We start from the raw sequence: 18,535 nt of genomic DNA, 5'->3' as shown, positions 1-18,535 counted from the left end.
CTTCGCGTGCCGTGATCCAAATTGTCGTTTTGGTGCACGCCGTTAGCCGAATGCCCGGTACCGTTCGGCGAGCCCTCCACCGGGCATGGAAAAGGCGCGACGGTGACCGTCGCGCCTTCGAGAATTCAGCCCGGCTCGGAAGCCGGTTCATGACCTTGCAGCGCGCCATCGCTCCTCCGCGCGGGCGATGCCTCAGATCGATCGATCAGGCAGCGCGGAGATTGACCGCCTTCGGACCCTTGCCCATGCGGTCGGGCTCGACGTCGAAGGTGACCTTCTGGCCGTCGACCAGGGTGCGCAGGCCCGAAGCCTCGATCGCCGAGATATGGACGAACACATCCTTGGCGCCGCCGTCAGGCGTGATGAAGCCGAAGCCTTTGGTGGCGTTGAAAAACTTTACGGTGCCGGTCTGGGCCATTGGGGGAAACTCCTCTCACCCGTGTCAGTCATATGGTTTGCCCGCCGCTGGCGCCTTGGGCATGTCCCGGTGGTTGCTTCGGCAGTCATGCATTGGCGCATGGTCAAACCCCCCGCCGAAAAACGGGGCCGTCAGAGATTCACAGTATCGGGGAAAGGTCGTCCAAAACGTTCCGCTCTCCGGGTCGCAAATGCCCGAACACGGAATTTATCGCACGGAAACGTGATGGTTGCAAGACAGCGCCGCGGGTGGGCCCGATGGGCGCCCCCGACGCAGCGCTTCGATAGACCCGGCCCCATGCCCCGGTCATCGGCCAGAGCCCGGCCACGCATGGGCCAGCGGCCCCTCGCGGGTGGCCGGACGGCGCCAGCGGCGGCGCCATTTCATCCGCAAACGGGGGTTGCATTTGTCGGAGGAATGGCGAGGATCGGCAGGCGCGTTTTGCGCCGGAGCGGGGGTCATTGCACTCTGATTTGCGCATGCTCTTCGGACCCATGCGCCGGGAGGTATTCATGAGATTTATTGCGACGCTTTTCTCGCGACAGGGCTTTGCCCTCCTGTTCCTGTCGGCACTTCTAGCAGCCTGCACGGTGGTGGTTGACGAAGGTCCTGGACCGCGCCCGCGGCCGCCAAGGCCGGAACCGCAATTCTGCACCAGGGAGTATGAGCCGGTCTGCGCCCGCCGCGGCGGCGACCGCCAGACCTTCGCCAATGCCTGCCTGGCCGATCGGGCCGGGTATCGCATCGTGCGCGATGGCCCATGCCGCGACGGCGGTGGGGGCGGCGGTGGCGACGAGCCGACATTCTGCACCCGCGAATACGCTCCGGTCTGCGCCCGCCGCGGCGGGCAACTGCGCACGTTCCCGAATGGATGCGAGGCCCGCGCCGCGGACTATCGCATCATCGGTGACGGTCCATGCTGAGCAAGCAAGGCCTTGTCGTCGCGAGCGGCGGGGCCTTGCGGCGGCAGATCCCATCTCCTTTTTGCCGAGGAGATGGGCATCTCCATCCGCGACCGGCGAAGCCGTTGCGTCTTGAAACTGCCGGCCGCATGGCTTAGGTCCGGCAAGCGGACAAACACGGCAGGTTTCCCATCACCAGAGATCCAAGACGAGGCGCGGGTTCCAGCCCTGGCGGGCAGACGCTGGGGCTCGATCAGCGCGTGCAGCAGGCGCTGCAACTGCATCAGGCCGGCCGCCGGCAAGAGGCGGAGATTCTCTACCGCCAGGTGCTGGCGCAGAAGGCGAACCATGCCGCGGCCGCGCATTTCCTCGGGCTTCTGCTGCACCAGACCGGGCGCGGCGAGGAGGGGCTGGCGCTGATCGAGCAGTCGGTGCGCCTGCAGCCCGGCAATCCCGATTTCCTCAACAATCTGGGCACCGTGCTGCGCGACCTCGGCCGCGTCGCGGCTGCGGTCGATTGGTTCCGCAAGGCGGTGACGTTGCGGCCGGACCAGCTGGCGGTGCGCGACAATCTCGGCTCGGCGCTGAAGCAGCTCGGCCAGTTCGAGGGCGCCGAAGACATCTATCGCGGCACGATCGGCCGCAATCCGTTCCATGTGCGTGCCCGCATCGGGCTGGCCGAGACGCTGCAGGAGGCGGGGCGGCTGGACGAAGCGATCGCGGTGTTCCGCGAGGCGTTGGCGATCCGGCCGAAGGACGCCGACCTGCTGTACGGGCTGGGCGTCGGCATGATGGAGAAGGGCAAGCTGGACGAGGCCGCCGATCTCGCCCGGCAGGCGCTGGCGATCGCTCCCGCCATGGCAAGGGCCTGGCTGCTGCTGACGCAGGTCAAGCGCCAGACCGAGCGCGACGCCGAACTCGTCGGCATGGAGGCGCAACACGCCAAGGCGCCGCAGGGAAGCCTGGCGCGCATGCAGCTTTCCTTCGGCCTCGGCAAGGCCAATGACGACCTTAAGGATTATCCCCGCGCCTTCGACTATTTCGCCGAGGGCAATGCCATCCGCCGCACCGGCATCGACTACGATCCGGCGAGGACGCGCGATGAATTCGAGGCGATGAAGGCGACGTTCGATAGGGCGTTCTACGAAAAGCACAAGCCAAGTTCGATCGCCGACGACACCCCGATCTTCGTCGTCGGTATGCCGCGTTCCGGCACCACGCTGGTCGAGCAGATCATCGCCAGCCATCCGCAGGTCTATGGCGCGGGCGAGCTCAGCATCCTGAAGACGGCGGTCGGCAAGCAGTTTCCGCTCACCATGAAGGGCGGCTTTCCGCAAGGCATCGCCGACATGCCCGACAAGGCCTTCGGCGAAGCGGGCGAGGCCTATCTCGATATGCTGCATGCCCGCTATCCGGGCTTCCGCCATGTCACCGACAAGATGCCCGGCAACTTCCTGCTGGTCGGCTTCATCCATCTGATGCTGCCGCAGGCGAAGATCATCCATTGCGCGCGCGATGCGGCGGCCACCTGCCTGTCGATCTACAAGGTGCATTTCCGCGGCGACAGCCACCGTTACGGCTACGATCTCGGTGAGCTCGCCGACTTCCACAATCTCTATGCCGACATCATGGCGCATTGGCGCAATGTGCTCCCCGGCGTCGTTCACGATGTGCGCTACGAGGATTTCGTTGCCGACCAGGAAGGGCAGACGCGGGCGCTGATGGCGCATCTCGGCTTGCCCTGGGACGACAAGGTGCTGTCCTTCCACGAGACCGACCGTCCGGTGCGCACGGCCTCGGCCGCCCAGGTGCGCCAGCCGATGTACCAGGGCTCGGTCGACCTTTGGAAGCGTTATGGGGACAGGCTGAAGCCGCTGCTGGACAAGCTAGGCTGATATTGAGGTGAGGCCGGCCTGCGAACGGCGGCTCCCTGCGCTTCCGGTGCTCACGTACGTTAAGTACGCTCCGCTCCGGTTCTCGGGAACCGCCATTCTCGACTCGGCCTGACCTCAATCTCAACCCAGCTTGGGGCCCAGCTCCTCAAAGCTCGATGAACGTCTGGAAGCCGCCAAAGATCATGCGCTTCCCGTCGAACGGCATTGTCGGCCAATCGGCCTTCAGCCGCTCGTCGACCATAATTTTCGCCATCACTTCGTCGCGCCGTTTTCGGGACTCGTAGACAACCCAAGCAAAGACGACGACCTCGTCGTCCTTCGCCTGCACGGCGCGCGGGAACGAGGTGAGCTCGCCATAGGGCACGTCGTCGCCGATGCATTCGACATAGGAAAGCGCGCCGTACTCCATCCAGATGGTGCCTGCTTGCCCAGCCATCTTCTTATAGGCGTCGAGATTTGCCTTGGGGACGGCGAGAACGAAACCATCGACATAGGACATCGTGCTTCTCCTATGCCTTCTTGACAGGCGCGTTCATCGCCCATTCGACACCGAACGGATCGCGCATGTTGCCCCACTGGTCGCCCCAGAACATCACCTGCAGCGGCATGACGACCTCGCAGCCGGCGTCGACGGCGCGCTTCCACCAGGCCTCGATGTCGTCGCTGCCGAGATGCAGCTGCATCGTGTAGCCCTGCGGCTTCACCGGCGACATGCCGTGCTCGGGATAGAAGTCGGAGATCATCAGCGTCGAGCCGTTGATGTGGAGATGGATGTGCATGGTGCGGCCCTGCTCATCCGGCGGATAGAAGAACACCTGCTCGGCGCCGAAGGCCTTCTTGTAGAATTCGGCGGCCTTGAAGGCGCCGTCGAGCTGCAGATAGGGGGTCAATCCACCGAGCACTTTGGCGGCCGGCTGAACGGGGGTCTGGTCGGTCATTTTCTGCTCCTCTTTGCGTTTGGTCTGACCTTGCGAACCACAGGACGAACGAGGCAGCCGCGATCCTACACAGGTCTCGGATTTTTTTAGAACCGCCGAATCACGCGCCGGGCTGGTCGCCCGTCAAATCACCCTGGCCGAGCAGGTCGCAGCGCCGGCACGAGGGCTGTATTGCACGTCGAAGATTTCCGGAACGCCGATGTCCTTGCGCAGTTCGGCCGGGAGCGAAAGCAAGATACGCTCGCTGCGGTAGCGGGCGCGCGCCGCCGCGTACCGGGTTGCGATGCGACCGATGGATGACAGGACCGACATGATGAACTCTCCCTGGTTGATGCCGGCATCATCGTGTCGGCATCCCAAGGACGTGGCGCATCCCGGCGATCCGACAGATCGCCGGATTTTTTCGACCGGAGATTCTTCAGCCGCCCGTTCCGGCCACCGCGCGGAAGAAATCCTCGGGGTCGTCGACCTCGGTCAGCCGGCGTTTCTCGATCAGCCAGAAGCGGTTGCCGACGGCGCGGATGAAGGCGCGGTCGTGCGAGGCGAGAACGCAGCTCGCCTGATGCGCCAGCAGTTCCGCCTCCAGCGCTTCCTGGCCGTCGATGTCGAGATGGTTGGTCGGCTCGTCGAGCAGGTAGAAATTGGGATTGGCGAGCCTGAGCGCCAGCATCACCAGCCGGGCCTTCTGACCGCCCGACAAGAGCCCGATCCGGCGCCCCTGCATGTCGATGCCTACGCCGGCGCCGGCGAGCAGCGAGCGGGCGCGCTGTTCGCCAATGTCGAATCTGCGCGTCACCATCGCCAGCGGCGTGTCGTCGCCGCTCATGCCCGACAGAGCCTGATCGCTGTAGCCGAGCACCGTCGACGGCGTCACCTTCACATTCCGCACGCTTTCCGGCTCGGCGACGGAGTTGCGGAGCAGGGTGACGAAGCGCGACTTGCCGACCCCGTTGCGGCCGAGCAGCACGATGCGGTCGCCCTGGCAGATGTGACGCTTTCCGGTCCGGAACAGCAGCGTGCCGTCAGGTGTTTCCACTGCCGCGTCGTCGAGCGTGATCAAGACCTTGGCGTGGGTGCCGCTGTTGGCGAGCCTGATGGCGCCTGCCGAACGCTCGCGGTGCGCCGGCAGGGCCGCTTCTTCCAGCTTCGCCGCCCGCTGGTTGAGGTGCTTGGTCTTGACGGTCAGCAGGTCGCTGCCCGAATTGATGCCAAAATTGTTGAGCTTGGCCGCCTGGCGGCGGAGTTGCTGGGCGACCTTCATGTCGCGCTCGAACTTGCGCGCCGTCGAGGCATCGACGTCATCGAGCGCCTCGCGCGCCCGCGAATAGGGAAGCGAGAAGGCCGGCGACTGCTCCGGGCGCAGGAACAGCGTGCGGTTGGTGGTGGCGTCGAGGAAGGCGCGGTCGTGGCTGGCAATCACCACCGGCACCTCGCGCGGCAGCGCGTTCAGCCAGTTTTCCAGCTGGCCGATTTTCGCCAGGTCGAGATGGTTCGTCGGCTCGTCGAGCAGGAGCACGTTCGGATCGGTGACCCAGACGCGGGCGATCAGCGCCAGCCGCTGCCAGCCGCCGCTCAAAGCGCGCATCGCCCTTTCGCGCATGGGCTCCGGCACGTCGAGGGAGTCGAGAACTACATCGACCCGCCACAGCTCACTATCGGCCCGGTCGGGCGGCAAGGCATCGGCCACCACCTGATGGAAGGTCCGATCGAGAAGCGCGTCGGGGACTGATTGCTCGACATGGCCGACGCGCAGGCCGCGCGACCGGGTGATGTCGCCGCTGGTGGCTTCCAACTCGCCGGTCAGGCATTTGAGCAGGGTGGATTTGCCGCGGCCGTTAGCGGCGACGATGCCGAGCCGGTCGCCGGCGGCGATGGTGAGGTCGAGATTGGAAAACAGCGGCGCACTCATGGTGACGCCGAGGGATTTGAGGCTGATCAGGGCCATAACGATTTCTCTGGTCTTGCCGGGAACCGGCTGATGCACTTTGACGGTCCGCTGGCTGATCAACGGATCAGCTTAGCGGCACCACGAAGGGCAGACCAAAAATCGAAACGGGAAAACCCGGACCGTCCGGTCAGCCCTGCAAGCAAGCTCGCAGGGCGCAAATCGGGCCACGCTGACGATGGTGATCGATAAACACGCAGCCCTCCTTTCAAGACGTTCGAGTTGACGATTGGGTACACCGGGGGAGGGCCAATGGCAATGGGTCGGCAGACTTCGGGTCAGACGGACCTCAAATGGCCACCGCTCACTCCGTACTCCTTATTCAAGTCGAGTAAGAAGTGGCCGAACACCGCGCTTTTGCCGCGATCGACGACGATGACCAGAAGGGTGTTGAAGCGGCCGGTACCGATCAGAACCTGATCGAACCGACTTAGCGCGTCCCGATAGACATAGTGGACGTCGTTCAAATAGGGCAGGCCGATTTCATCCAAATCCAACGCGTCGGCATATTGCCATATGTCCACGACTGCCTCCGCGGTGGCGGTTACGTCCTGCATAGGCTCGACGAAACAGACTTTGAATTCGTCTTCCTGAAGTCTGCGAACAACGACCATCGAGGTGAGAGTTTGACGCCGATGGGAGCCCGGTTAAGGATATAGACTTTACGGATCGTGGAAGGTCAGATGTGCGTACCAACACACACGACCATTCGTCGGTGTTGACTTCGATGGGCTGGATCTGAAATGAACGAGGAAATAAATCAAAACGAATATACATCAATATTCGAAAGCATCCGTAGAAGTTCGACAGGTGATATTCGATTTAGATACACATGGATCACGCTTATATTAGATTCACCTTCGTTTGCGGAAGATATTCTTGCAAAAATTAATAATAACTCAGTGATATCTAAGGACGAGTTTCTTCTTTTAGAAGAATATGTCCTGCAAATAATTAGTCTATGCGCGATAGCAGACGATGGCTCCGTCTTGGTGGATTTCGATGTGGAATAGACAGATCAGCTTAACGAATGTGCTCGCTGACGGTCTTCCCGAAATCGGTGATATTGGTACCTTATAGGCTACATCGATCACCGATGCTCTATAGAGATGGCTCCGTTTTTCGACGGGCCGTTACTTCCCCGGTCGCCCCGTCTTGCCCGGCCGGCGCTTCTCGCGGCGGGCATCGCCTGGGTCTTCGTAGGAGCCGATGCCGGCGCGCTGGCGAACGATTGGTTTAGGGGAATCGTCGCGTTCCTTCGCGCCCCCCTCTGTCCTGCCGGACATCTCCCCCACATGGGGGGAGATTGGCTTTGGTTTTGCCGGCACTTTTCCTTCGACCGGCTTTTCGGTCCGCCGCACTGTCATCTCGTCGAGCGAGTTCTTCTTGAACAGAGGTTTGGTGGGCTCGCCGGGGATGCCGAAGTCGGAGCCGTGCGCCTCCTGCGCCGACTGCTTCTTGAACAGCGAGCGCGACACGGCACCCGCGGGCGTCGGCATGTCGGTGCCGGGGCCCATGTCGTCGATCGACGGTTTGGCGAACAGTGGCTTCTTCACCGGCACGGCGCCGTCGGCGCCCATTTCGTCGAGTTGCGGCTTGCGGAAGAGGTTGGGCCGGGCAGCCTTGGCAGCCGCTTCGGCGGCACGTGCTTCGTCGAGCCTGCGGAAGCGCTCCTGTTCCTCGGCCGTACGATGTTTCGCCACGCCCTTGTTGTGCTTGCCCTTTTCGCGGCCCGAGGCCGGGCTCTGGCTTTCGACCTCGCGTGCCAGCGGGTCGTCGGAGATGGCAAGCTCCATCTCGCGCAGCCGCTTGATCTCGTCGCGGACGCGGGCGGCCTTCTCGAAATCGAGATTGGCGGCGGCGTCGCGCATCTGCTTGTCCAGCGCCTCGAGATGGGTCTTCAGATTGTTGCCCATCATCGCACCGGCATCGTCGGTGAACTGCGAGATGTCGGCGCGGACATGGTCCTTCTCGTAGACCGAATCGAGGATGTCGGCGATGCGCGACTTGACCGATTCAGGCGTGATGCCGTTGGCGGCGTTCCACTCCATCTGCTTCTCGCGGCGGCGGTTGGTTTCCGCCATGGCGCGTTCCATCGAGCCGGTGATCTGGTCGGCGTAGAGGATGACCTTGCCGTCGACGTTGCGGGCGGCGCGGCCAATGGTCTGGATCAGCGAGGTTTCGGAGCGCAAAAAACCTTCCTTGTCGGCGTCGAGAATGGCGACGAAGCCGCATTCGGGGATGTCGAGGCCCTCGCGCAGCAGGTTGATGCCGACCAGCACGTCGAAGGCGCCGAGGCGCAGATCGCGCAGGATCTCGATGCGCTCCAGCGTGTCGATGTCGGAATGCATGTAGCGGACCCGGATGCCGTTCTCATGCAGATATTCGGTGAGGTCCTCGGCCATGCGCTTGGTGAGCACGGTGACCAGCGTGCGGTAGCCGGCCCTGGTCGTCTCGCGGATTTCGCCGACGACATCGTCGACCTGGCTCTTGGCCGGACGCACCTCGACCGGCGGGTCGATCAGGCCGGTCGGGCGGATGACCTGCTCGGCGAAGACGCCGCCGGACTGCTCCAGTTCCCAGCCGCCGGGCGTCGCCGAAACTGCGACAGACAGAGGACGCATGGCGTCCCATTCCTCGAAGCGCAGCGGCCGGTTGTCCATGCAGGATGGCAAGCGGAAACCGTACTCGGCCAGCGTCGCCTTGCGGCGGAAGTCGCCGCGATACATGCCGCCGATCTGCGGCACGGTGACGTGGCTTTCGTCGATGAAGATCAGCGCATTGTCGGGCACATATTCGAACAGCGTCGGCGGCGGATCGCCCGGCTGGCGGCCGGTCAGGTAGCGCGAATAGTTCTCGATGCCGGCGCAGGAGCCGGTCGCCTCCAGCATCTCCAGGTCGAAGCGGGTGCGCTGCTCCAGCCGCTGCGCCTCCAGCAGACGGCCAGCCTTTTCAAGCTCTTGCAGGCGGTGCTTGAGCTCTTCCTTGATCGACTTGATGGCCTGATTCAAGGTCGGGCGCGGCGTCACGTAGTGCGAGTTGGCGTAGATCTTGACGCTTTTCAGCTCGCCGGTCTTCTGCCCGGTCAGCGGGTCGAACTCGGTGATCTGCTCGATCTCGTCGCCGAACATGGAGATGCGCCAGGCGCGATCTTCCAAGTGAGCCGGGAAGATCTCGATCGTGTCACCGCGCACGCGAAAAGAGCCGCGGACGAAGTTGATGTCCTGGCGCTTGTATTGTTGGGCAACGAGATCGGCGAGCAGAGCGCGCTGGTCGAGCCGGTCGCCGATCTGCATCTGGAAGGTCATCGCCGTATAGGTCTCGACCGAGCCGATACCGTAGATGCAGGAGACCGAAGCGACGATGATGACGTCGTCGCGTTCCAGCAGCGAGCGCGTCGCCGAGTGGCGCATGCGGTCGATCTGCTCGTTGATCGAGGATTCTTTCTCGATATAGGTGTCGGTCCGGGGCACATAGGCCTCGGGCTGGTAGTAGTCGTAGTAGGAGACGAAATACTCGACGGCGTTTTCGGGGAAGAACTTCTTGAACTCGGCGTAGAGCTGCGCGGCCAGCGTCTTGTTCGGCGCCAGGATCAGGGCAGGGCGCTGCGTCTCCTCGATCACCTTGGCCATGGTGAAGGTCTTGCCTGAGCCGGTAACGCCGAGCAGCACCTGGGTGCGATCGTTCTGATCGACGCCTTCGACCAGGTCCTTGATCGCCGTCGGCTGGTCGCCGGCCGGCTCGAAATCCGACACCATCTTGATGGCGATGCCGCCTTCCGACTTTTCTGGGCGGGTAGGGCGGTGCGGCGTCCACAGCACGCCGTCCTTGTGCAGCGGATTGCCGGACTCGATCAGCGCCGACAGCGCGGCCACCGTGGCGGTGACGCCGCCGGACGAAATCGACTCGGCATCCTCCAAGCTGATGTCGAGGCCGGCGACCGGGTTGAGCCCCGCGGCCGTACGCTCCTTGGCCGACGCCGCGCCGCCCATCGAGGTGCCGCGCGCCGTGCGCCCGGGCGCGGACGAGCGTTCAGGGATCTTCTTGGGTGCTTTCGCCTTAGGCTGCTTCTCCGCCTCGCGCTCGATCTGGCCGGCCCAGTCGGCGATCGAGCCGGTCAATGGCGCGCCGGAGAACTCGGCCTGTGGTGCTTCGGAAAAGCCCTTGGGCTCGAGCGGTTCGGCGACGTCGAGGAATTCAGTCAGCGGGCTGCGCCGCTTCGGCGCGCCACGGTCGTCCTGCGCCTGCGACGGCGTTTTCTTGTCGGAGAGTTTGGCCATGGCCCGAATATGGGAGGACTCGCCCGAAATGGAAAGAGCGGAGTGACGGGGCACGCACCCGCCACCGATGCTCCTGACAGCAGGCTGTCAGGAGCGGTGGCGGGCCTGTGCCTCAATTGAACCACAGCGCGAAGGTCAGGAAGCCGGCGCCGCCGAACTCGCGCTGGATCTGGTCGAAGTCGTCGCCGGTCAGGATCCTGCCGCTCTCGAAATAGGGCGCGATGGCTGGGCCGGTGATCGACAGCACCAGGTCGAACGTCTTCGGTTCGTCGAAGAAGCGCTTCATGTTGATGCCCTTGCCGGCGATGCGGAAATGCGGCAGCAGCACGCGGCCTTCGAGCAGGTCCTCGGCCATGTCGAGCGTGGCGAGCCAGGCCGTCACCTGTTCCTCGCCGACTTCGAGGCCGGTGAGCGGGTTGGGGCCCTTCTGCTTTGGACCGGGCAGCCATTCGCGGTCGTTGTCGGTCTCGGCGCGGATCGCCTTCCAGTCCTCGCGCGACAGCCGGATCATCTCCAGCAGATGGCGGCGCGCGGCCTGCCGGCGTTCCGGCTCGACCACCGGCCAGTTGACCAGATGCACCAGCGAGATGAAGTCGACGAAGCGCCATTCGGAAGCGAAGATCGAGCCGCTCATGCCGCCGTCCGGCGGCACCAGCACGTCCTGCAGCGGCAGTTTGGCGCGCGGGAACAGCATGTGGAACGAGCCGTCGAACATGGTCTTGAAATCATGCGCCAGCCAGAAGTCGGCCTGCGCCATCAGGAACTCGGCATAGCCCTGCAGCCAGTAGCCGTCGGCGCGATCGAAGCGGAAGGTCAGCGACGGCGCCGGCCCGTCCGGGGCGCCGCTGCGCGACAGCGCGGCCATGATCGCCGCGGCACTCTCGTCCGGGGCGATATTGCCGTCCTCGTTGAGGTCGATGCCGAGACGGGTGAGATCGATGACCATGCCAATATCGGCATCGGCCGGCAGGGAGCCCAGCGTGGCGGCGGATTTCTGCAGCCGGTCGCGGAAGGCGACCAGTATGGCGCGGAATTTCTCATAGGTGAGCGGCTCGGGATTGGGGTTGTCCGGCACCGGCAACCGCATCAAGGGCAGCATGAAGGATTGCGGGCTTTCGAAGCCGTGGCGATGCAGGCCGCCGGCCAGGATCTCCAGCGCGGTGAAGAATTCGCCGGCGCCGGCGGCGTATGCCGATGCCGGATCGCTGGGCGCGGCTGCCTCAAGCGCGGCGAGCGCGCTGTTGCGCTCGGTGACGGTCTTGGCCTCGAACAGCGAAGCGGGATCGGGGGCAGCCGCGCAAGGAGAAGCAAGCGGCAGGAGCAGAATGAGCGCAGATGCGACAAGGCTCGGCAATCGGGTCATTTCGGATCCTCCCGTCGGGTCTTCCATCGGCGAGAATACACAGATTTGCGGCGCTTCGTCTGCTGCTTCCTCCTGCCGGGCAGACGGTCTACACAGGGCAAACGAATGGGCATTGCGTGTCGAACTATCCGCTCTCCTACAAACTGTCCTGGCTGCCGCGCTTCCTGCGGCCGTCGCTCGGCGGCGAGGCGCGAGGCTTTGCGCCGCCGGCCGCGACGCTGATCGAGCCGCCGCCGGCGCGGAAGGTGCGGCTGGCCTTCCTCGGCGACATCTCGGCGGTCGCCAACCGCAGTGCGCCGGAGTGCGATCCGGCCCTCGCGGCGCTGCTCGCCTCCGCCGACCTGGTGGTCGGCAATTGCGAAAGTCCCGTCGTCGAGCGGCCAAGCGCCGTGATGGGCACAAGGCTCGGCACGCATCATGCGATGACGGAGCGCTTCCTTGCCGACGCCCTGGCGGCGGTCGGCATTGCGCGCGAGAAACTCGTCCTGTCGTTGGCCAACAACCACATGCTCGACCAGGGCGTCGCGGGTTTCGAGGAGACCGTCCGGACGCTGAAGCGGCTTGGTGTCCGCAGCATCGGCACTGCCGCGAAGGCGCCGATCGAGCGGTTCGCGGTCGGACCGCTGACCATAGGCCTCTTCGCCTTCACGCAGTGGCGCAATGCCGACGCCGCGCCGTTCGCGAGCCGCGTGTCGATGCGAAGCGATCCGGGGCCGCGCGACGCGGCCAGGGACGTCGACCTCGTCTGCGCCGTGCCGCATTGGGGCTGGGAGTTCCGGCACTTTCCAAGACCGGAGACACGGTCGCTGGCCGAGCAACTGGCCGGGCAGGGCGTCGGGCTGATCGCCGGGCATCATGCCCATGTCGTGCAGCCGATGGAGCGGATCGGCAAGACGCTTGTCGCCTACGGGCTCGGCGATTTTCTCGGCACGGCCTTTGCCCGCCAGCCATGGCCGGGCCGCATCGGCTCCATCCTCGTCGTCGATGTCGGCGCCGACCTCGGCATGCGCGGCGCCATAGCGGCCTACCGGCTGCATCCCTTCATGCGGCAGCGCCTCGGCGGCCATGAGCGGCTGGTCCCTGTCGAAGCGCTCAAGGGCCGACTGCGCGGCAAGGTCGAGGGCCGGCTCAACGCGATCTTCGGCGAGCCGGCCGAGGCCTGACGACTTTTGCGCAAAAGCCGCTATCATGGCCGCACGAGGCACAGCTGCGGCGGGGGTGGCGATGGAAGCGGCGGATTTCATGCCGAGCGAGGCGGTGATCGCCGGCATCAGGAAAGACATCGAAGCCTATGAGGCGAAGCGGGCTTCAACCTACCGGCAGGTCCGCTGGCGGGTGCCGCTGTTCGTCTGCCTGGTGCTGGTGTTCGTGGCGCTTGTCGCCTGGCTGTTCAACGCGGCCGCCGATCCCAACGAGCAATGGTTCTCGACCCCGCACGTCTTCCTCTATGTCGGCGGCTTCGGGGCGGCGGTGCTGCTTTATTTCCAGGCGGTGAGACCGGCGACCAGGCTGCAGCAATCGTTCCGCGATACGGTTCTGCCGATGATCTTCGGCTTCGTCCGCGATGTGCGCTACCAGCACGGCGTGCGGCCGAATTCCTTCGACCGGCTGCCGCGGGAGACGATCGGGGCGTTCAACCGGCAGAGCTTCGACGACATCATATCGGGCCGCTACGAGAATTTCCCTTTCGAGCTCTTCGAGGCGAAGCTGACGGAGGGCTCCGGCAAGAGCCAGCAGACGGTCTTCAAGGGCGTCATCGTCGCCTTCGAGACCATCGAGCCGTTCCCAGGCATGCTGGTTGCGGCGCGCAAGGCCGGCAAGGTGGTCGGCTTCTTCCGCGGCATGTTCTCCAGCAAGCTGCAGGAACTGGCCTGCGGCGTGCCGGAACTCGACGCCAGCTACGAGTTCCGCACCGACAATGTCGACGCGGCGAGGCCGCTGGTCACCGGACGCCTGGCCAGCGCGCTGACCTGGCTCGGCGAGACATGGCCATATGACCAGGCCCGCATCGCGCTCAACGGCAGCGACGGCTTCCTGCTCATGCCGCGCAGCAAGAATTTCTTCGAGCTGCCGGACATCTCCGTGCCGATCGACTACCAGACCCATATCGCGCCGATGATCGCCGATCTCGGCGCGATGCTGGCGACGGCGGCGCTGGTGCGCAAGATCGGCGCCGCGGACGACGCGGCCGGCTAAAGCGCGTCGTGCTGGAAACGGATCCAGGCGACGCGCTTTAGGTCTTTGTTTTTATGCATGTCGTTTTCGCAAAACCGCTGCACACTTTTGCGCGACATGCATTGGCTCTCAGCAGTCGAAGCCGTAATTGCTGCGCAAATCATCCGCATCCTGCTCGGACATCTTCTTCAGCATCACGCAGACGGTGTAGCTGCCGACCTGATGGCCGTCCCTGATGTAACCCCAGTCGGAAATGTCGTCGCGGGAGAATTCGATATACTGGCCGTAGACGACATTTTGGACGATCTCGGGCTCGTTGGCCAAAATGCCGGCAAAGCCGGAGGCGGTGCGCTTGAAGGGGATGACCCAGAAATGCTCCGTCGCATCGCCATCGACGATCATCACCTTCAGTTTGAATTTGTCGGTTCCTGGCGGCGGGGCCTCGGACAAGGCCAGGAAGTCATCCAGGCTGGCTCGAGCCTGTTCTATCGCCGCCGTCATCTCCGGATCGTCCGACCGCACCGTGACGGTCTTGTCGTCGCCTTGCGCCTGAACATGCGCGGGCGCAAGCGCCAGCATCAGGGACAGCACCGTGCGGGCTAAGACCTTCATGCAACGACCCCTCCACCCCGGAAGGCCGGCATCATCGTGCATCAAGTGCCGGTTTTCAACCGAAGCGCAGCTTCATGCCGAGGATGGCGATCACGAACAGGAAGGTGACGCCATTGGCGAGGATGACCGGCCAGGAGCCTATCAGCAGGCCGTAAAGCGTCCACAGGAAGACGCCGGTGGCGATGGCGCCGGTGGCGAACAGCGAGATGTCGCCGGCGCGGCGTTCGCGCGCGACCTTGGCGACCTGCGGAATCCAGCCAAGCGTGGTGATGAGGGCGGCAAACGCGCCGATGATTTCGATTGCGGGATGCAAGGGCGGGAACTTTCGAGCAAGCACCTGATGTGCGGTGCGTCCTATGGCAGATCGACCGAGTCCTGGGAAGCGGGCAGCGCCGCTGGACCAATCAAACAAAGCGGGTCGCCCCGCTTTGTTGCTTAAAGTCCGCTCGGCACGATCCCGGCCAGCCAGCCCGCCGACCGCTTGGCCATGCCGACCGTCGCGGACGCGGCGCGGCTGAGATCGGTCTTGACCACGGCGTAGCCGGCCTTGGTGCGGTAGAGCACCGCGCTGCCGCCATTGACCGCCGCTTCATAGGCGACCGGCTTCGCGGCTTCGGTTTCCGCCACCGTGGCCGGCGAGCCGACGGGGACGCTGGGGCGGTGGCTGAGCTCGGGCGGCAGCGGATCGACCGTGGCCTGCCTGGGCGCCAGGTCGGGCTTCGAGGCTATCGCGGCGAGCTCGGAGGAAGACGCCGAGCCCTTGGCGCGGCAGATGCCTGAAACCAGCGGATAGTTGAAGTTGCGCTCGTGCAGCATCTGGCTTTTCATCGCCGCTTCGCAATCGGCGATCGTCGCCCACTTGGCAGGCGTTTCGCCGATATACTCGCAAAGCTTGGCGTCGCAGTCGCAGCCGACGATGGTCATGGCGACAAGGGCGGTCTTGATCACGGTCTTGTCCTCGGATTCGTTCCCAAATGACCAGTCGCCGGGGAACAAGGCGGGATTTGGCCACGATTGTGATTTGTGCGTGACGGAATGTTTCCGGGGCTCCGGCTGTGACTGAAAAGCCTCAACCGTCGTACACGTGCTCGAGCCTGGCACCGGCTTTGATCAGCGCCGGCAGCGCCACATGCAGCTTGCGCACGGCGACGGTCAGGCCGGTGCGGCGCGTGTCCGGATCGGCCGGGAGCGGATAGCTGAACAGGGCACGCGTCCCTTCAGGCATGGCGACCTCGGCTGGCGAAAGCACGGTGAGCATGATCTCGTCATTGCCGCCGATCTCGACGAAGGACATGCCCTTCTCGATCAGGCGCGGGACCATTTCGCTCAGTTGACCATCTCCGGTGACGAAGACCGTGCCATCGGAGCCGAAATCACGCTCGAGCAAAGTGTCCGGCTCGTCGCGCGTCGCCTCGCCGACCGGCCCCTTGGCCCAGACATGGATGCCGGCCGGATCGGAGGCCGGGGCCAATGTAGCGCTGACGAACCCGGCATAGACCTGCTTGACGGTGTCGGCGAGGCCGAAGGCGAGCTTGCGCTCGCCGCTGCGCACGGCGCCATCGCCCGGCGCCGGCTGGACGCCGAACAGTCCGGCGCGCTTTTCGGCATAGGGGAACTGGTACCACGGCGCCCGGGCGAGGAAGCCGGCGTATTCATTCGCCATCCTGGCCTGGTAGCTATCAGTCGCTGTGCGCCTGCCGGCGATCGCCTCGGTAATGCGGCCAACGGTGTTTTCATAGGCCCATTGCAGTGCCAGTTCGACGGTCTGGCCGATGCCGATGACGACCTGCGTGCGGTGATCGGCGACGTTGAATTCGCTCCCCGAACTGGCGCGGATCATCGTCGCGTAGTCCTGCCAGAAGCGACCGACATAGGACCAGTAGGGAAAGCCGCTCGGCTGGTCCTTGGCGACGAAGCCGGCATAGTCGCGGGCCGCGTAGACGACCGCCCAGTGCGGATAGGCGAGATAGGTCGCTTGCCGCGGCTGCTGGTAGCCGGGGATTTCGGCGCGGACCTTTTTCGCGAGCGGGTTTGGCGGGGCGCCGTCGGCGACACCCTCCAAGGGCGTGAGCGAGGGCGTGGTCAGGAAACCGTAGCCCAGCCCGGCCACCGGGATGAGCACGACGATGACCGCCAGCCAGAGGATCGTCTTGACGATGCGTCTCAGCCAGCGGAGCAGGATCATGGCCGTTCAGGCCATGGCGAAGGGGTCGTGGCCGCGCCTTGCCCGCGCGAACCTCGGCCGTCCTGTGGCATGGGCGATGGCAGGCCTCCAGAACAGCGTCATGAAGCGTCCCCTTCAATCGACATGGAACGTTAGCCGATTCCGGCGCCCGTTGCGAAAGGGAAAGCCCAAAAAACAGTCGGCGCTGGGATTTCTCCCAGCGCCTCCCTGTCAGATCAGGACACGGTCGCGGCAGCAACTCCCGAAAGATGTCGCGCCAAGCCGGCCTTGATTTTGACGGTCCTGCCAGTCGCCACCCGAGGGCAGCGCCCGTTCCAGACCCCGCCGGTCTCCACCCTTGCGGGCTTCGCCCAGCGTGCCATCGAAGGTTTTCACCGGCCTTCATGGCAGCATCGGTCCGCCGTTGGCGTTCGCACGCTTTCCGCGGCCCCGCCGACATCCGTCCCTCCAACAGGCGAGCCTGCTCTCGTTCTGGACCGTACGGGCCTCAGGAAATCCGCCTTTCCGCTTTGCCTTTCGGCTGGGCGATCGGTAGCCGCCTGAGATGGGTTCAACGTACGCCGGGTAAGGGTTTTGGGGAACTGCCCCCAGCCTGTGGATAGCGGGATTATCGGGGACCAAGCCAAGGCGGCGCAGGAATTTTTCGGGAAGCCGACGAAAGAGGCGCGAAACGCGGCCGGGTTGCGCCTGATCCGGCATTGCCGGACATTCGGCGCTTGCCCCGCGAGGCGGCGCGGGCTTCAATGCCGACAAAGGATTCCAGGCGCAAGCGCTCCTGTGATTCCTTCAGGGGAGGTTGCTTGAAGGTCGGGGTTGTTCTCAATCCGATTGCGGGCGGCGGCCGGCTGAAACGGCACTGGCCGGAGGTCAGCGCTTCGCTGAAGAAGCATTTCGGCGATTTCGAGCTGCGCGAGACACAGGCCGAAGGCGACGCCGAAAGGCTGGCGCTCGACCTCGCCGCCAGCGGCTTCGATCTGGTCATTGCGGCGGGCGGCGACGGCACGGCGAGCGAAACGGCGGACGGACTGCTGCAGGCGTTCGATGAAACCGGCCGGATATGCGAGCTCGGCCTCTTGCCTTGCGGCACCGGCATCGACTTTGCTCGCGGGCTCGGCCTGCCGCGCGACATCGATGCCACGCTGAAGCACATCGCCGAAGCCAAGCCGCGCAAGGTCGATGCAGGGCGCATCTGCTACATCGACGATCATGGCGCGCTGGCCAGCCGCCACTTCATCAACATCGCCAGCCTGGGCCTCTCGGGGGCGACGGACCGCGCGGTCAACGCCGACAAGCGCAAGGGCAAGGTCTCGGCCAAGGCGCTGTTCTTCTGGCGCACGGTTCTGGAGTTCATGCGCTACCGCTTCCAGGACGTCAGGATCACCGTCGACGACGGCGCGCCGGTCGAAGCGCGGATGGCGCTGGTGGCGGTCGCCAACGGAAAGTTCTTCGGCGGCGGCATGATGATCGCGCCCGACGCGGAACTCGGCGACGGCGCCTTCGACATCGTCATCCTGCGCGCGGCGAGCAAGCTGAGGCTGATCCTCGACATCTGGCTGCTCTATGGCGGACGGCACCGCAACCATCCGGCGATCACCATCCTGCGCGGCAAGAAAGTGGTTGTCGAACCGCTCGGCGATGTGGAAAAGAACGGCGCGCTGGTCGACATAGACGGCGAGTCGCCGGGCCGGATTCCGGCGACGTTCGAGATCCTGCCCAACGCGCTGACGCTCAGATACTGAATCAAGACGTTGAGGAATTGATTCAGGCGGTTGCCGGTCTGATTCCGGCGAGCCACCCAATTCGCTGAAATCGCTCGTAAAGT

At 64.5% G+C, this 18,535-nt stretch carries 17 protein-coding genes; 5 read left to right on the top strand and 12 right to left on the bottom strand.

The window, feature by feature from the left end; all coding sequences use genetic code 11:
* Positions 1-205: 205 nt before the first annotated feature.
* The gene (locus EN786_RS01180; protein WP_006202520.1) at positions 206-418 is read right to left on the bottom strand and encodes a cold-shock protein; all 213 of its coding nucleotides are present in this window, start codon (positions 416-418) and stop codon (positions 206-208) included.
* 512 nt (positions 419-930) lie between these two features.
* Between EN786_RS01180 and EN786_RS01175 the strand changes: the two genes are divergently transcribed.
* Together EN786_RS01175 and EN786_RS01170 are read left to right on the top strand one after the other, a co-directional pair.
* Entirely contained in the window at positions 931-1,341 is a 411-nt protein-coding gene (locus tag EN786_RS01175; RefSeq protein WP_127286566.1) for a Kazal-type serine protease inhibitor, read from the top strand.
* 239 nt (positions 1,342-1,580) lie between these two features.
* Positions 1,581-3,215 carry a sulfotransferase gene (locus EN786_RS01170; protein WP_127309562.1) on the top strand — a complete coding sequence of 545 codons (1,635 nt, stop codon included), beginning with the start codon at positions 1,581-1,583 and terminating at the stop codon, positions 3,213-3,215.
* 145 nt (positions 3,216-3,360) lie between these two features.
* Here EN786_RS01170 and EN786_RS01165 read toward each other — a convergent pair whose 3' ends face one another.
* From EN786_RS01165 to EN786_RS01135, 7 genes are all read right to left on the bottom strand, one after another.
* The gene (locus EN786_RS01165) at positions 3,361-3,714 is read right to left on the bottom strand and encodes a DUF1428 family protein (protein WP_127286564.1); all 354 of its coding nucleotides are present in this window, start codon (positions 3,712-3,714) and stop codon (positions 3,361-3,363) included.
* Between the two features lie 10 nt (positions 3,715-3,724).
* Entirely contained in the window at positions 3,725-4,153 is a 429-nt protein-coding gene (locus tag EN786_RS01160) for a glyoxalase/bleomycin resistance/extradiol dioxygenase family protein (protein WP_127286563.1), read from the bottom strand.
* A 123-nt stretch (positions 4,154-4,276) separates the two neighbouring features.
* Positions 4,277-4,465: a hypothetical protein gene (locus EN786_RS01155; RefSeq protein ID WP_127286562.1), complete on the bottom strand. Its 189-nt coding sequence runs from the start codon at positions 4,463-4,465 to the stop codon at positions 4,277-4,279.
* A 106-nt stretch (positions 4,466-4,571) separates the two neighbouring features.
* Positions 4,572-6,098 carry an ABC-F family ATP-binding cassette domain-containing protein gene (locus EN786_RS01150; protein WP_127309561.1) on the bottom strand — a complete coding sequence of 509 codons (1,527 nt, stop codon included), beginning with the start codon at positions 6,096-6,098 and terminating at the stop codon, positions 4,572-4,574.
* 278 nt (positions 6,099-6,376) lie between these two features.
* Positions 6,377-6,622 (bottom strand): hypothetical protein, encoded by a 246-nt coding sequence (locus EN786_RS01145; protein WP_189524269.1) that lies wholly within the window; start codon positions 6,620-6,622, stop codon positions 6,377-6,379.
* A gap of 609 nt (positions 6,623-7,231) precedes the next feature.
* Positions 7,232-10,378, bottom strand: a complete 3,147-nt coding sequence (gene uvrB / locus EN786_RS01140) for an excinuclease ABC subunit UvrB (protein WP_135907921.1) — start codon at positions 10,376-10,378, stop codon at positions 7,232-7,234.
* Positions 10,379-10,490: 112 nt separating this feature from the next.
* Complete coding sequence (locus tag EN786_RS01135; protein WP_127284489.1) at positions 10,491-11,741, bottom strand: hypothetical protein; 1,251 nt, start codon at positions 11,739-11,741, stop codon at positions 10,491-10,493.
* A 116-nt stretch (positions 11,742-11,857) separates the two neighbouring features.
* On the opposite strand from EN786_RS01135, the gene EN786_RS01130 reads away from it, so the two are divergent.
* Both EN786_RS01130 and EN786_RS01125 read left to right on the top strand, forming a co-directional pair.
* Positions 11,858-12,904: a CapA family protein gene (locus EN786_RS01130; protein WP_135907918.1), complete on the top strand. Its 1,047-nt coding sequence runs from the start codon at positions 11,858-11,860 to the stop codon at positions 12,902-12,904.
* Positions 12,905-12,965: 61 nt separating this feature from the next.
* Positions 12,966-13,937, top strand: a complete 972-nt coding sequence (locus tag EN786_RS01125) for a DUF3137 domain-containing protein (RefSeq protein ID WP_135907989.1) — start codon at positions 12,966-12,968, stop codon at positions 13,935-13,937.
* Positions 13,938-14,045: 108 nt separating this feature from the next.
* Here the strand turns inward: EN786_RS01125 and EN786_RS01120 are convergent, their stop codons facing one another.
* The 4 genes from EN786_RS01120 to EN786_RS01105 all read right to left on the bottom strand — a co-directional run bounded on the left by EN786_RS01120 (position 14,046) and on the right by EN786_RS01105 (position 16,713).
* Positions 14,046-14,528 (bottom strand): DUF2314 domain-containing protein, encoded by a 483-nt coding sequence (locus EN786_RS01120; RefSeq protein WP_127309705.1) that lies wholly within the window; start codon positions 14,526-14,528, stop codon positions 14,046-14,048.
* Between the two features lie 55 nt (positions 14,529-14,583).
* On the bottom strand, positions 14,584-14,841 hold the full coding sequence (locus EN786_RS01115) for a SemiSWEET transporter (RefSeq protein ID WP_127309706.1): 258 nt from the start codon (positions 14,839-14,841) through the stop codon (positions 14,584-14,586).
* Between the two features lie 122 nt (positions 14,842-14,963).
* A complete protein-coding gene (locus tag EN786_RS01110; protein ID WP_127309707.1) occupies positions 14,964-15,476 on the bottom strand; it encodes a hypothetical protein in 513 nt (170 codons plus the stop codon).
* A gap of 121 nt (positions 15,477-15,597) precedes the next feature.
* Entirely contained in the window at positions 15,598-16,713 is a 1,116-nt protein-coding gene (locus tag EN786_RS01105; protein ID WP_127309708.1) for a hypothetical protein, read from the bottom strand.
* Positions 16,714-17,513: 800 nt separating this feature from the next.
* Between EN786_RS01105 and EN786_RS01100 the strand changes: the two genes are divergently transcribed.
* Complete coding sequence (locus EN786_RS01100) at positions 17,514-18,452, top strand: diacylglycerol kinase family protein (protein WP_127309709.1); 939 nt, start codon at positions 17,514-17,516, stop codon at positions 18,450-18,452.
* Positions 18,453-18,535: the final 83 nt, after the last annotated feature.

The organism is Mesorhizobium sp. M4B.F.Ca.ET.143.01.1.1 (genome assembly GCF_004792275.1).
Taxonomy (GTDB): Bacteria; Pseudomonadota; Alphaproteobacteria; order Rhizobiales; family Rhizobiaceae; genus Mesorhizobium; species Mesorhizobium abyssinicae.
Note: the sequence above shows the minus strand (reverse complement) of the source record. Positions and strands in the feature narration are given on the sequence as shown.